15 protein-coding genes and 2 pseudogenes are annotated in these 13,011 nt (G+C 46.5%); 11 read left to right on the top strand and 6 right to left on the bottom strand.

Annotated elements, in window-relative coordinates; genetic code table 11:
• Positions 1-152, bottom strand: a pseudogene (locus tag NDA03_RS16630) (IS701 family transposase); the annotation flags it as partial.
• Between the two features lie 175 nt (positions 153-327).
• On the opposite strand from NDA03_RS16630, the gene NDA03_RS16625 reads away from it, so the two are divergent.
• From NDA03_RS16625 to NDA03_RS16615, 3 genes and pseudogenes are all read left to right on the top strand, one after another.
• On the top strand, positions 328-591 hold the full coding sequence (locus NDA03_RS16625) for a hypothetical protein (protein WP_348238625.1): 264 nt from the start codon (positions 328-330) through the stop codon (positions 589-591).
• Between the two features lie 197 nt (positions 592-788).
• Positions 789-1,601 (top strand): annotated as a pseudogene (locus tag NDA03_RS16620) (HEAT repeat domain-containing protein); the annotation flags it as partial.
• Between the two features lie 392 nt (positions 1,602-1,993).
• Positions 1,994-2,638: a hypothetical protein gene (locus tag NDA03_RS16615; RefSeq protein ID WP_190677070.1), complete on the top strand. Its 645-nt coding sequence runs from the start codon at positions 1,994-1,996 to the stop codon at positions 2,636-2,638.
• Between the two features lie 207 nt (positions 2,639-2,845).
• Here the strand turns inward: NDA03_RS16615 and NDA03_RS16610 are convergent, their stop codons facing one another.
• The 4 genes from NDA03_RS16610 to NDA03_RS16595 all read right to left on the bottom strand — a co-directional run bounded on the left by NDA03_RS16610 (position 2,846) and on the right by NDA03_RS16595 (position 5,980).
• Entirely contained in the window at positions 2,846-3,025 is a 180-nt protein-coding gene (locus NDA03_RS16610) for a PCP reductase family protein (RefSeq protein ID WP_190413517.1), read from the bottom strand.
• 122 nt (positions 3,026-3,147) lie between these two features.
• Entirely contained in the window at positions 3,148-3,588 is a 441-nt protein-coding gene (cynS, locus tag NDA03_RS16605; protein ID WP_348238624.1) for a cyanase, read from the bottom strand.
• 204 nt (positions 3,589-3,792) lie between these two features.
• Positions 3,793-4,977 (bottom strand): NAD(P)H-quinone oxidoreductase subunit H, encoded by a 1,185-nt coding sequence (locus NDA03_RS16600; protein WP_190413521.1) that lies wholly within the window; start codon positions 4,975-4,977, stop codon positions 3,793-3,795.
• Between the two features lie 253 nt (positions 4,978-5,230).
• Positions 5,231-5,980, bottom strand: a complete 750-nt coding sequence (locus tag NDA03_RS16595; RefSeq protein ID WP_348238623.1) for a LuxR C-terminal-related transcriptional regulator — start codon at positions 5,978-5,980, stop codon at positions 5,231-5,233.
• Between the two features lie 114 nt (positions 5,981-6,094).
• On the opposite strand from NDA03_RS16595, the gene NDA03_RS16590 reads away from it, so the two are divergent.
• From NDA03_RS16590 to NDA03_RS16570, 5 genes are all read left to right on the top strand, one after another.
• Positions 6,095-6,757, top strand: a complete 663-nt coding sequence (locus NDA03_RS16590) for a DJ-1/PfpI family protein (protein WP_348238622.1) — start codon at positions 6,095-6,097, stop codon at positions 6,755-6,757.
• Between the two features lie 436 nt (positions 6,758-7,193).
• Positions 7,194-8,090 carry a 16S rRNA (cytosine(1402)-N(4))-methyltransferase RsmH gene (gene rsmH, locus NDA03_RS16585; protein WP_190677062.1) on the top strand — a complete coding sequence of 299 codons (897 nt, stop codon included), beginning with the start codon at positions 7,194-7,196 and terminating at the stop codon, positions 8,088-8,090.
• A gap of 148 nt (positions 8,091-8,238) precedes the next feature.
• Positions 8,239-8,967, top strand: coding sequence for a ribonuclease PH (rph, locus tag NDA03_RS16580; RefSeq protein ID WP_277878912.1), 729 nt, complete (start codon positions 8,239-8,241; stop codon positions 8,965-8,967).
• Positions 8,968-9,214: 247 nt separating this feature from the next.
• Positions 9,215-10,741, top strand: a complete 1,527-nt coding sequence (bchB, locus tag NDA03_RS16575; RefSeq protein WP_190526583.1) for a ferredoxin:protochlorophyllide reductase (ATP-dependent) subunit B — start codon at positions 9,215-9,217, stop codon at positions 10,739-10,741.
• A gap of 72 nt (positions 10,742-10,813) precedes the next feature.
• Positions 10,814-10,942: a DUF4351 domain-containing protein gene (locus tag NDA03_RS16570; RefSeq protein WP_190526595.1), complete on the top strand. Its 129-nt coding sequence runs from the start codon at positions 10,814-10,816 to the stop codon at positions 10,940-10,942.
• A gap of 169 nt (positions 10,943-11,111) precedes the next feature.
• Here NDA03_RS16570 and NDA03_RS16565 read toward each other — a convergent pair whose 3' ends face one another.
• Complete coding sequence (locus NDA03_RS16565; RefSeq protein ID WP_348238621.1) at positions 11,112-11,501, bottom strand: hypothetical protein; 390 nt, start codon at positions 11,499-11,501, stop codon at positions 11,112-11,114.
• A 244-nt stretch (positions 11,502-11,745) separates the two neighbouring features.
• Between NDA03_RS16565 and NDA03_RS16560 the strand changes: the two genes are divergently transcribed.
• Genes NDA03_RS16560 through NDA03_RS16550 form a run of 3 tightly spaced genes read left to right on the top strand, consistent with a single transcriptional unit; the run spans position 11,746 to position 12,787 of the window.
• A complete protein-coding gene (locus NDA03_RS16560) occupies positions 11,746-12,147 on the top strand; it encodes a helix-turn-helix domain-containing protein (protein ID WP_190639828.1) in 402 nt (133 codons plus the stop codon).
• Positions 12,148-12,180: 33 nt separating this feature from the next.
• On the top strand, positions 12,181-12,516 hold the full coding sequence (locus tag NDA03_RS16555; RefSeq protein WP_348238620.1) for a DUF6883 domain-containing protein: 336 nt from the start codon (positions 12,181-12,183) through the stop codon (positions 12,514-12,516).
• A gap of 4 nt (positions 12,517-12,520) precedes the next feature.
• Complete coding sequence (locus NDA03_RS16550; protein ID WP_348238619.1) at positions 12,521-12,787, top strand: DUF4926 domain-containing protein; 267 nt, start codon at positions 12,521-12,523, stop codon at positions 12,785-12,787.
• Positions 12,788-13,011: the final 224 nt, after the last annotated feature.

The raw sequence follows: 13,011 nt of genomic DNA, 5'->3' as shown, positions 1-13,011 counted from the left end.
TGAGACAGGTTTTTTCGTTCACTTTCCCCCAATAATCCGCTTATATAGTTCCTAAACTCCCGTTTTTGGGCTTGATGCGTCAATATATCATCAAAGCGTTTGCACCATCTATTGAAGCAAGGGGGCATGGCGGCGGGAGTTGTCTCTTTCATTTATCACACCATAACGTGAAATGGTTGCCATGCCTGTATTATACCTTTTTAGAGTCTTGTTTTTCGTTTAAGCACCGCTAGTAGTCTTGCTCTTTACCTTTCTCAACCGCCCCAGCCAGCTTCTGCCCCCAAACCATAAAGCATATCTCTTCAAAGTAAAAAAGGCAGAACACCTATGGTCACCAACCCAAACCCTCGCAGTGCTACGTTCAAAAGCTACCAGCAAGATTTCCATAAGGCTCTTGAAGACGAAATCAAGGCACTGCGGAGTGCTGGCGGGTCTATGACACCTATTACCGACGGGCACCATTTAGGCCAACGCAATGGTGAACATCTCTATTCTTCCTTCACTACTGATACCGAAATTCGCTTTCCCGAAGATGCTCCTATCGATGTGCATCACAACAAGATCAAATATCGGGACTTAGACAAAAACTGATAAAAAAATGGCTTCAAACTTAGACAGAGAAAAATTTTCAGCTCAAAAGAGCATAAATCCAGTATTCACAAGGGTTTCAGGCATTTTTTGATTATCGACCTTTTTTTCTTGCTCAGAGAGGTTTTCAGCCCCTAAAGGGGCTAGAAAATGCCTAAGTCCCATTACAAGACTATCTAAAAGAGGAGGATCGTGTCCGTGCAATTCGTACTCAAGCAGTTTCAGTAATTGCAGCTAATTGGAAAGATGACCAAGCAACTTTGTCTTGGCTTCAAGCTCTAGCTCAGTTCGATGATGATTGGGTTGTACGAGTAACAGCAGTAGAAAAACTGGCAAATGGTTGGAAAGACAATTCTGGAACCCTACCTTGGCTTAAAACTTTGGCTTGGTCTGATAATTACGGAGCTGTACGAGTGGAAGCAGTAGAGCAAGTGGCACAGGGTTGGAAAGAGGAACCTGAAACTCTACCTTGGCTGAAGACTTTAGCTAAGTCAGATGAGTATTCGACAGTGCGATTAGCAGCGATATCGCAGCTAGCCGATGGTCGGAACGGTGAACCTGGAATGTTTGAATTTTTGTGCAATTGTGTCCTCAACATTCCCTTTGAGTGTGAGGAATACTTGGAATACAACCCTCGACGAAGAGCACTTGGGGGAATCCTCGATCAATATCCCAACCATCCCCAGACTTTACCACTGTTGCGCGATCTTGCTGAAAATGACCCTGACTACGAAGTGCGCGAGTTTGCGGTGCAAGAATTAGCGCATGGCTGGAAGGACGAGCCTGGGATGTTTGAATTTTTGCACAATCGCGCCCTCAATGATCCCTTTGAGCGTAAGGATGACTGGGAATACAACCCTCGGCAGTTAGCACTTAAGATAATTATTAAAAATTATCCCAACCATCCCCAGATTCTACCGCTGTTGCGCGATCGCTCTCTCAATGACCCAGATGAGAAAGTTCGCGACTTCGCTACAGAGAAACTAAAGAATTGGAGTAAAAGTTGCGAGTAGAGCAGCGCTGAGGATGCGATCGCTATCTGATTGACAAATCTTTCCGTGTAGGTTGGGTTTCGAGAGTTTTGGAGAATCTTGCAAGTTTTGCTTCTTGAATTTTGTCAGTCAACCAACGGCTGACCAGTAAGCTTTAGCTTACTTTAGCTTTAAGCCGGGAAATTTATTCCCGGCTTTTTACGTGCTGCGATCGCTTCACAGGCACTTCACAGAAGCTTTACGATCGGGCGAGAATAACCGATTTATTTAAAGGATTGATAAAGATAGCTCTGATTTTATAGCACTTCTCCTTGGAGACTCCTTAAAGTGTAGGGGGAGCCTATAAGTATATTTACGGGGTTGTGAGAGGTTTGTTCACCATGCGGGTACTCTACTCAATTTAGGAAGCACCCATGAATCCACGAACAAGATCAAAATCAGAAAAGTCATCGGCGGGGCAAAATTTAGTCAAAGGTTTTGTTGGCATCGCTGGATTTCTTGGAATCTGTTATTTGGTCAGTATTCCAGTCATGTCCCAACTCAATCAAAACTCTACTCTCAAGGAAACTGCTTCTGAGGAGACTGGCACGACTAGGCGTTCTTCACCCAAAAAGACCAAGGCAAAACAGTCTACAACGACCGCCGATCCGACAACCATGTTCGGAGTCTATACAACCCAGCCGGATGCTACAACCCAACCAAATCAGTCTCCCGCCCCCTTGGGTAATACAACCTTGCCAGATGGGACGATAACGGCTCCCGGCACCACCAGCTTGCCGAGTAGCTATCCCACCACTCCCAGTACAAGCAATTCTGGCGGGTTAATCACGACTCCCGGCACCACCAGCTTGCCGAGTAGCTATCCCATCACTCCCAGTACAAGCAATTCTGGCGGGTTAATCACGACTCCCGGCACCACCAGCTTGCCGAGTAGCTATCCCATCACTCCCAGTACAAGCAATTCTGGCGGGTTAATCGCGACTCCTGGCACCACCAGCTTGCCGAACACAGGATTTTCAACTACACCCAATCCAACGATCAACTATAGCGGGTTTTAAACGTTCAACTGGGTGTGTGTCGTCTGATATAGCAATCCTATTTGAGTTGCGTTTCGGCTCTTCAGATCCCCGACTTCTCTCTCGAAGTCGGGGATCTCGCCTTCACGAATCATTTACGACTGCGATACTTGAGGCAAAACTGAGACAAAACGCGATCGCGCTCTCAACCGAAAATACGATCGCCCTTAAACTTCCGGGCGAATTCTGCTACTGCCCAAACTGTTGTTTAGCTTGCTGATAAACTTCCACCGTTATTATTTTTTGCCCTGCTTCTTGTGCAAATTTTTCGATTTTTTTCCTAGCGGCGGGACGAACAAAAAAGGGAATTTCTTTCAGCTTGGCTTCAGCTTCGGGTGTCCACTCTACGGCATTGGGTTGGTTCGCCACAGTTTTCTCCAAAAAATCCTTAAAACAGGAGTTTAACAGGGAAGCGATCGCGCTTTCCAGCGTCTCATCAAGAAGGCGATCGCTCTCAGGATGCGATCGCCTTTCCCAACCCTACCAACGAGCTACCACTTTTTATAGGAGAGGAACTTACCCGACATAATAATTTTTACGCGATCGCCCTTGGGATCTTCTTCTTTTTCCACATCCAAAGTAAAGTCAATCGCGCTCATAATTCCGTCACCAAACTTGTCGTGAATAACGCTTTTTAGCGGCATTCCATACACTTGCATAATTTCATAAAACCGATAAATCAGAGGGTCAGTGGGAACAATTGGTCCCAATCCTTTCACCGGACATTCTGTTAGTTCTTTAGCATAATTTGGGTCAAGCTCTAAGGCGAAGAGCAGCTTACTAGCCTCTTCTTCAGAAGCACTTGCTTGACGATACATCACCGCCGCAATCCAGACTTCGTCTCGTCCAACAGCCTTTTCTAAATCAGCAAAGCTTAACCCTTTCTCTTTTTTAGCACTCAAGAGTATTTGAGTAATTTCAGGAATAGCCATTAATAAACCCTCAGCAAAAAAAGTAGCAACGATTGGAAACAATTGTAATGAATCTTTTCTCAGCTTTAGAAGCAGTTAAACTATCTCCTCTAACCGACAATCGATTCCGTTACATTCGCTACCTATATGCTGCTACTTTTGTAGGTTTAGGCTTTTTAGGTGGACATTTTCCGACCTATTTTTGCCTTTTGCCTTTTGCTGTTTTTAGCGGTCTACAGAACCCATGATGATATCGATGCTACCCAAAATCACCACAATATCAGCGAGTTTTACACCCTTGAGAAGACTAGGGAGGATTTGCAGGTTGTTGAAATCGGCTGCACGAATCTTCCAACGCCAAGGGAAGACATTATCATCGCCAATAATATAGATTCCTAGCTCACCTTTCCCACTCTCGACTCGGACGTAATGTTCGCCCTTAGGAATCTTAAAAGTGGGAGCGATTTTCTTACCAATGTACTGGTAGTCAAAGCCATTCCATTCGGATTTTGGCCCTTCTGCCATACGCTTGGCTTCCAAGTTCTCGTAGGGACCACCGGGAAGTGCTTTGATAGCTTGGTAAATAATCTTGACAGATTCGCGCATCTCTCGAATCCGCACCAAGTAGCGGGCAAAACAATCACCGCCAGTTTCCGTATGCACTTGCCAGTCGAAGTCGTCGTAACATTCGTAGTGGTCAACTTTCCGCAAGTCCCACTTGACGCCAGAACCCCGCAACATAGGGCCAGAAAGTCCCCAGTTGATCGCTTCTTCGCGGCTGATGGTGCCCACGCCTTCCACGCGACGGCGGAAGATGGGGTTGTCTGTAATCAAGCGCTCGTATTCGTCAACTTTTGGCAGGAAGTAGTCGCAAAAGTCTAAGCACTTGTCAACCCACCCGTAGGGCAAATCAACGGCAACTCCCCCAATGCGGAAGTAGTTGTTATTCACCATCCGATAACCAGTGGCGGCTTCCCACAGGTCATAAATCATCTCCCGTTCGCGGAAGATATAAAAGAAGGGAGTCTGAGCGCCCGTATCAGCCAAAAATGGTCCCAACCACAGCAGGTGATTGGCGATACGGTTCAATTCCAGCATGATGACGCGGATGTAGCTGGCGCGTTTGGGAACTGAGATACCGGCTAGTTTTTCCGGCGCATTAACGGTGACAGCCTCGTTAAACATTCCCGCTGCATAGTCCCACCGGCTGACGTAGGGGACGTACATGATGTTGGTGCGGTTTTCGGCAATTTTTTCCATACCGCGATGCAGGTAGCCGATAACCGGCTCGCAATCCACGACATCTTCCCCATCCAGGGTAACGATGAGTCGCAGCACTCCGTGCATGGAGGGATGGTGCGGACCCATGTTCAGCACCATCGGTTCTGTTCTAGTTTCTATCTTTGCCATAGTTCAGCCATCTCTCCTTGAAGCCGATTTGGGCAGCCGCACCTGAAATTTCGTAAACACGCCAAAATCACTCCGACTGGCACTGTCTGTTTACTACTGAGTGTTGATTTTTGTTTCGCTTCCTTAATTATATGGAGCTTTGTCCGCAGGATACGTCGGAATTCGAGCTGCATTTAACCAAGGGGAATTTTGGCACAACGTAGAGAATCCGGCGTTGCTGAAATCGTAATCATTTAGGCAACGCCGCCAAAGGTTATTGGTGAGCGTTCAGCGCCAAGTTGGATGGAGATGGCTTTGCACTCGGAAAATGGTGTTGTGTCGCAAAAAGCTGTGCAACCATTTCTGTACGAGACGAAACCTCAAGCTTACGGAACATTCGCTTCAAAGCCTGCTTGACAGAATTCTCGGTAATCCAGAGTTCAGTTCCGATTTCTGTGTTGGTTCGACCCAGCGCCACCAAGTTGGCAATTTCCAACTCACGAGACGTTAAGCGATGGGTGTTCAACGGTTGGTGCTGAGGTTCCAAAATCGGGTCTTTAACTGTGCTTGGCGCGAATCGCACGCTGGCGATCCAAACCGATAGGTGTAAACAAATGGCACTCAAATCAGCGATATCTTGGGCATCAAAAGCAGGCATGGATTTTTCACGGGTGCAACCCACTGAGCCGATTAATTGACCCCGATCGATAATGGGTCCTGCCATCACGTGCCAATGATCGGGACGAGGACAAATGATTGCCCAGGCTTTTGGAGATGTCACTAATCCTTCATGGACAGGCGTATGGCGCTCTGCTATGTAACGCGCCACAGGATTATGTTCAATGGATAAGGCAACGTTCAGCATTTTTTGAAACTTGCGGTCGCCTAAAAGCTGGTCGAAGAAAAAAATTCCCGAACGCTTGGCGGCAAAGTACTCACCAATTTTTGGCACGAGTTGCGATCGCAGGTCTTGTTCATCTTTTACCTGACTGATGGCTTCAAATAAAAGCTGTAAGGAAATCATCTTGGATTGGGTGTTGTGCCTTAAAGAGTACTCAATCGAGGACTAGGCGCGGTGGGTTGCCATTCCTAGTATAAGGATAGATTTCATTGCAAGCCCTATTAGTAGGATTGATGTATGACGGACTCACAAAAGCAGATTATTGGTTTGGTTATCTATCCCGGCATGACCGCACTGGATATTGTGGGACCCCAGCAAGTTTTTAGTGCGCTTCCCAATGTCCAGATTCATCGAATCTGGAAAACGCTAGACCCGATCGAAACCGATGACGGCATGGTGATTTTGCCGGATACCACCTTTGACCATTGCCCGCCCCTGGATGTGCTCTGTGTCGGTGGCGGCTTAAAACAGATGGCAATCATAGACGATCCAGAGATCCTTGGATTTCTGCGTCGGCAAGGAAGCACTGCAAAGTTTATTACCTCTGTGTGCGGCGGGTCTATGTTTTTGGCGAAGGCAGGACTGCTGCAAGGCTATCGAGCGGCGACTCACTGGATGATGCGGGAACACCTAACCGGGTTGGGCGTTGAAGTCGGGACAGAGCGAGTCGTCATTGACCGCAATCGCATGACGGGGGGAGGGGTGACAGCAGGCATTGATTTTGGTCTCGTGGTTGCTAAAGCGCTTTGTGGTGAGGAAGCCGCCAAGATCGCTCAACTCTTGATGGAGTACAATCCAGCCCCACCCTTCGATGCTGGTTCACCCGAAAAAGCGGGACCTGATTTAGTGAACAAGGCGACGTCATACGCGATGGGGACATTGGGTTTACAAGTAGAATAGGCAGCTTGACATGACTAGCCAATTCGGAAATTGACGGCGGTACAGCTTGGTTTTTCTGCGACTTCGATCGTCTTCAAAAAGAGCTTGATTACTCAGGTATTCAATTGAGAAGGCGATCGCTATCAATCCAGACCACCTTATTTCAGGGGGCGAGTTAATTGGCGCTTTTCTCAAACAAGGACAAATCCAGGCGGCAAACGTTTACCAAAAGCGTGCCCAAAATCACTACCAGCTACTATTGAGAGCAAGGCAAGAGCGCTCGACAATTAGCAACGGCGATAAATTTCCACTCTGAATAAACTGGTCTTGGAAATCCAGCTTCCAGCTCAAGCTTATGTCCTGCTCCTGTAACGATAAGCATGGGTACAACCAGAAAATCGGAAAAATTATAGGCAAAATAGAGGGTGCGCCTATTTATCGTCGCTAAGTTTTTTTGATGGATGAAATTGACAAGAGTTTGACGAATCAGACGGAAGCACCGGCATTTTTTCATCTGTCAGTGCTGAGTCGGGAGTTAATTGCCGGGTTGGAAATCCGTCCGGGGGGACACTACCTGGATGCGACGGTGGGGGGTGGCGGACACAGTCAGTTAATTCTGGAAGCGGCACTGGATGTGAGGGTGACGGCGATTGACCAGGATGAACAAGCGATCGCTGCGGCTAAAACCCAATTGCACAATTTTAGGGAACGCATCCAATTTTGGCATGGCAATTTCACCAAATATCAACCGAATGGTCTAATATTTGACGGAATTATTGCGGATTTAGGCGTGAGTTCTGCTCAGTTCGATGTTCCAGAGCGAGGCTTTAGTTTTCGCCACCAAGCTGACTTAGATATGCGAATGAATCAGCAGGAATCGCTGACTGCCGCAGAAGTCATTAATCACTGGAAAGAAGCGGAACTGGCGGATATTTTCTTTAAATACGGGGAAGAGCGGCTGTCGCGGCGAATTGCTAGAGCGATTGTGGAAAAGCGTCCGTTTCAGACAACAACCGAGTTAGCAGAGGCGATCGCCTATAGCGTTCCCCGTCAGTACCGCTACGGCAGAATTCACCCTGCCACACGAGTATTTCAAGCGCTCCGAATTGTCGTCAACGATGAGTTAAAGTCTCTAGAAACCTTCCTGAATCAAGCACCCAACTGGCTTAAACCAGGCGGTAGGATTGGCATCATCAGTTTTCACAGTTTAGAAGATCGCTTGGTAAAGCATGGTTTCAGAGAATCGCCGATATTGCAGGTGTTAACCAAAAAACCGATTACACCGCAAGACGATGAACTGGAAAATAATCCTCGCTCTCGCTCCGCTAAACTGCGAATCGCAGAACGAAAATGATAGCAAACGACTCGCCGCCTTAGCCGAAAGCTATAGCAGTGAGTCGTTCCTAAATAAATCATCGTAGATTGTTAAAGTTCAACAGATTAATTAACTTAAATTGACTGGTAACTGCTGTATCCTAATCAAGAATTTTGAGGCAAGTGCGATGTCTTGGTTGCGTCCTGATGGTCGGCAATTTTACCAACTGCGTCCGGTTCGGTTTGAACGAATGTTCACCCGATTTGCAGCGGGTTCGGTTTTAACGAGCTGCGGCGACACTCATGTTCTGTGTAGTGCGACGATTCAAAAAGGTGTCCCCAAGTTTTTAGAAGGCACCGGCAAAGGGTGGCTAACGGCTGAATATCGGATGCTACCGGGTGCGACACCCCAACGCCAAGCACGGGAATTTATGAAGCTGTCTGGACGCACTCAAGAGATTCAGCGATTGATTGGGCGCAGCTTGCGGGCGTCGCTAGATTTAGAGGTACTCGGAGAACGCACGATAACGATAGATGCCGATGTTTTACAAGCGGATGCGGGAACCCGCACAACCTCGATTTTCGGCGGGTTTGTGGCACTTGCAGACGCGATAGAAAAGCTGATACAGCAGGGAGAGTTAGAGCGATCGCCAATTCGCCATCAAATTGCCGCAGTTTCGGTAGGACTGTTGCAGGGAGAGCCAGTTTTAGATTTGAATTACGTTGAGGATGTGGCGGCTGAGGTGGATTTCAACGTAGTGATGGATGACCAATTGAACATCATTGAAGTTCAAGGAACGGCTGAGGAAGGCACCTTTAACCGGACTCAGCTCAATCAAATCTTAGATTTAGCCGAAAAAGGGATTCAAGAACTGCTAGATGCACAGCGCAAAGCATTGAGTTCCTCGACCCATTAAATAAAGGAATATCCCTAAAAATTAAGAATCGTTTCAGATCGACCAGAGTGCGATCGCTCTTATACCAGCCTGGATTATATAGATGAAGGGCATTCCAGGCACTTTTGCCAGTTCACCAGAACCCTAACCGCTCATGAGATCGGGGTTGGTGGATGTTTGAGACAATCTGAGACAATTAGCCTTTGAAATCAACTGTTTCAGCTCATTCCAGATAGATAGATAGTCATCAGCACGAAGGGAGAACTCTATGAAATTGGCTTACTGGATGTATGCAGGTCCCGCGCACATTGGTACTCTGCGGGTCTCCAGTTCCTTTAAGAACGTCCACGCCATTATGCACGCGCCAATTGGCGATGACTACTTTAACGTCATGCGCTCGATGCTAGAGCGCGATCGCAACTTCACCCCAGTTACCATCAGTTCCGTTGACCGGAACGTTTTGGCGCGTGGTTCCCAAGAAAAGGTGGTGGACAATATCACCCGCAAAGACGTTGAGGAACATCCAGACCTAATTGTTTTAACTCCTACCTGTACCAGCAGCATTCTCCAAGAAGACCTGGAAAACTTCGTAGAACGAGCTTCCATAGAAACCAAGTCAGACGTAATGCTGGCGGACGTGAACCACTACCGCGTCAATGAACTGCAAGCAGCCGACATTACCCTGCGGCAAATTGTCCAGCTTTACATCGAGAAAGCCCGGAAAAAAGGCGATTTACCCGAAGGGAAAACTGAAAAGCCCTCGGTTAACATTCTCGGAATTTCCAGCCTCGGATTTCACAATCACCACGACTGCACCGAGTTGAAGCGGTTGATGGCTGACTTGGGGATTCAAGTCAACGAAGTAATTCCCGAAGGCGCATCAGTTCACAACCTCAAGAATTTGCCAAAGGCTTGGTTTAACCTGGTTCCTTACCGCGAAATCGGGCCAATGGCAGCTCAGTATCTGGAGAAAGAATTTGGGATGCCTTTTGTAGACATTACGCCGATGGGTGTGGTGGAAACTGCACGTTGCATCCGCAAAATTCAGGAAATCATTAATGCTCAAGGCGCAGATGTTAACTACGAAGACTACATCAACGAGCAAACTTTGCACGTTTCTCAAGCCGCTTGGTTCTCCCGTTCAATTGACTGCCAAAACTTGACAGGGAAGAAAGCTGTGGTGTTTGGTGACAGCACCCACGCCGCCGCCATCACGAAAATTTTGTCAAGAGAAATGGGGATTCACGTTGTTTGGGCGGGAACATACTGCAAGTACGATGCTGAGTGGTTCAAAGAGCAGGTAGGCGAATACTGCGATGAAGTGATCGTCACCGAAGACCACGGTCAAATTGGGGATGCGATCGCTCGTGTGGAACCTTCTGCCATCTTCGGTACCCAAATGGAACGTCACGTCGGTAAGCGTCTAAATATTCCCTGCGGCGTGATTGCAGCACCGATTCACGTTCAGAATTTCCCCATCGGTTACAAGCCATTCTGCGGTTACGAAGGTACGAACCAAATTACAGATTTGATCTACAATTCCTTCACTTTGGGAATGGAAGATCACCTGTTAGAAATCTTCGGCGGACACGACACCAAAGAAGTAATTACTAAGGGAATTTCTGCTGATTCTGACCTCGGTTGGAACAAAGAAGCGCAAGCAGAACTCAACAAAGTTCCCGGTTTTGTGCGCGGCAAAGTGAAGCGCAACACTGAGAAATTTGCACGCGATCGCGGTTTCAACGTCATCACCTTAGAAGTGATGTATGCTGCCAAGGAAGCTGTCGGCGCGTAATTCAGCAGTTAGTCATTAACCATTTAGCAGTCAGCTTTTAGGGCTGACTGCTAGTCTCAAAAATCGGGAGCGATCGCCCCCGATTTACAATCAATAATCAACAGCTTATCTGCAACTGCTCTCGATGAATTAAGCGAAACTTTATTAGACTTTTCGGATGAAATCGAGCTAGCGACTTGCCTAGCACAGCATCAAGCATAAACGTTTTGGATTTTGAGAGCGATGGCGTCTTCAGCATCATCACCGTTGAACGGATGTACGCCGCTAAGGAAGTTGTCAGTGCGTAGTTTAGTGGTTAACAATAGCCGATAGTGTAGAGGAAAGCCTCTCGCTGGTGGTTTGGCGAGAGGCTTTCCTCTACAGCTTAGTTTTAAGGTTTAGATTTCCTCACTTCAGTCTCAAGAATCTGAGAGAACACGCTTGCTGGGTTGTCCCCTCCGCCTTTACCATAAGCCTTGGTGTATAGGGCAATTGCGTCTCGCACCTTTTGAAACGGGGAATTATTGATCTTAATCACTAATCCCGGAGTCAATTTGATTCCAGCATCCTCTACTTCCTCAAGGATCTCAGCTACCGTAGGTGATGGCTGAGTAGCTAGCGGAGCACAAACACCGCTGAACTGCATTAGACGAATGACAGGTTCTACACCGATAGAGCCACCAGCAGCTTGGAACACTGTAGCCAGAAGCTTATGGAGTTCCTGGATAACTTCAAGACGCTGGGTATCCGATGGTGTAGAGTTTGAGCTAAAATTAGTCATGAAAGACCTCCTCCAGAGGTTGAAAACTGGAAAATCAAGTAAATTTTTCCCGGAAGCCGGCTGTCCTACCAGTCGGCTTTCTTTTGTCTATTTTATGGATCTGCACAGTTTTCTGCAAGCAAAGCATTTTGTGCAGGGGAAGTATATCCATAAAATTAATCAAAAGAGTCTTTAGTATATATACTTCCCCTGCACGATATACTGGGGTTACTAACGTAGATGCCTACTTAAAACAAATAAACTTATGGACACAGAGGAAAATCGTTCCAACCGAATGATTTTTGTCCACGCATACCTAGATTTGTACGGTCTGAGTCCTTACGAGTTCAGACTATATGCCCACATAGCCCGTAGGGGTAAGTGTTTCTCCAACCTAAACACGACAGCAAAAATCTGTAAAATGAGCGTCCGGAAAGCTCAGTATGCTCTAAAAACCCTAGAAAGCTGCGGATTAGTAGAGAAAACTACTCGTAAGGGTAAAACTGATATTTACGAGTTAACATCTCGAAGCAAATGGAAAGAGCCAGAGTACGATGAAGAATTGAAAGCAGAGCGCGAAAAGGTAACAGTGTCACTGCTGAAATTAAAAGGGTCAACAGACTCAACAGCAGACAGTGGAGGTAGTAAACATAAAGAAAAAATTTAAATTACTTCAAGATAAAAGGCCTAGACAAAATTAATGAGGCTACCTTCCAAGCTGGTGATTGAAGACCAGAAAATAACCAGCTACTTACTTGTTTACCAGCCCAAAAATGATAAATCAGCATATTTGGCTTTAGCAGGCTATAACCTTGAAAATTGGGAAATTCTGAAGAGAGATATACTAAACGCTGTAGATGGGTCTAAAGTTACAGAAATAACGTCCACAGATTGGGGTACTCGCTTAAAGGTCAAAAGCCAGTGGTATGGCCCTAATAGTAGGCTAGTTAGGGTAATGACTATCTGGCAGCAGGATGAGGAAGCAGATATTGTTAAATTTATAACTTTATATCCTGACAAGTCACAGGAAGGCTAAAACAATGACAACAGCAAGATTATTTCAGTGGGTGTTGCTTAATCAAGACGTTCCTGATAGCGCAGTTCAAAAAGGCGACAAGGGAGTTGTTTTAGATCATCTACTTCCTACCAAAAATCAGAAAGAGCCGGGATATACTCTGGAAGTCTTTAAAGATGGGGAAACTTTAGATGTGATTTCTGTACCTGTTTCTTGGGTAAGTCCATTACCTGAAATCTGGGGAAAAGCTGAACTTACCCCAAATGACATAAATGTAAAGGCTTTGAATTAGCAGGAGAAGAGGTAGCGATCGCATTCTCTCCAGCAAAACGCGATCGCTATAGCAGTCCTAAATGAGAATGCTATTTGTCCTTTTTAACGCTCATTGGAAAACTCAATCTCGCAAGGGCAATCTTTGACTATCGTAATGTTCACTTTTATCGTTTGCCGCTTGCTCTAGTTACAAATATTATTCTGGTATGTAATAGCATTGTTCCTTATCTGCCATCGTTTGTG

Origin of the sequence: Trichocoleus sp. Lan (genome assembly GCF_039961855.1) — a bacterium.
GTDB lineage: Bacteria > Cyanobacteriota > Cyanobacteriia > Cyanobacteriales > FACHB-T130 > FACHB-T130.
The sequence above is the reverse complement of the archived record's forward strand: the minus strand, read 5'-3'. Positions and strand labels throughout refer to the sequence as shown.

Bases quoted from the DNA above. Each gene is read 5' to 3' on its own strand.
- NDA03_RS16625 (WP_348238625.1), top strand. From the start codon at position 328: ATGGTCACCAACCCAAACCCTCGCAGTGCTACGTTCAAAAGCTACCAG.
- NDA03_RS16615 (WP_190677070.1), top strand. From the start codon at position 1,994: ATGAATCCACGAACAAGATCAAAATCAGAAAAGTCATCGGCGGGGCAA.
- cynS (WP_348238624.1), bottom strand. From the start codon at position 3,588: ATGGCTATTCCTGAAATTACTCAAATACTCTTGAGTGCTAAAAAAGAG.
- NDA03_RS16600 (WP_190413521.1), bottom strand. From the start codon at position 4,977: ATGGCAAAGATAGAAACTAGAACAGAACCGATGGTGCTGAACATGGGT.
- NDA03_RS16595 (WP_348238623.1), bottom strand. From the start codon at position 5,980: ATGATTTCCTTACAGCTTTTATTTGAAGCCATCAGTCAGGTAAAAGAT.
- NDA03_RS16590 (WP_348238622.1), top strand. From the start codon at position 6,095: ATGACGGACTCACAAAAGCAGATTATTGGTTTGGTTATCTATCCCGGC.
- rsmH (WP_190677062.1), top strand. From the start codon at position 7,194: ATGGATGAAATTGACAAGAGTTTGACGAATCAGACGGAAGCACCGGCA.
- rph (WP_277878912.1), top strand. From the start codon at position 8,239: ATGTCTTGGTTGCGTCCTGATGGTCGGCAATTTTACCAACTGCGTCCG.
- bchB (WP_190526583.1), top strand. From the start codon at position 9,215: ATGAAATTGGCTTACTGGATGTATGCAGGTCCCGCGCACATTGGTACT.
- NDA03_RS16565 (WP_348238621.1), bottom strand. From the start codon at position 11,501: ATGACTAATTTTAGCTCAAACTCTACACCATCGGATACCCAGCGTCTT.
- NDA03_RS16560 (WP_190639828.1), top strand. From the start codon at position 11,746: ATGGACACAGAGGAAAATCGTTCCAACCGAATGATTTTTGTCCACGCA.
- NDA03_RS16555 (WP_348238620.1), top strand. From the start codon at position 12,181: ATGAGGCTACCTTCCAAGCTGGTGATTGAAGACCAGAAAATAACCAGC.
- NDA03_RS16550 (WP_348238619.1), top strand. From the start codon at position 12,521: ATGACAACAGCAAGATTATTTCAGTGGGTGTTGCTTAATCAAGACGTT.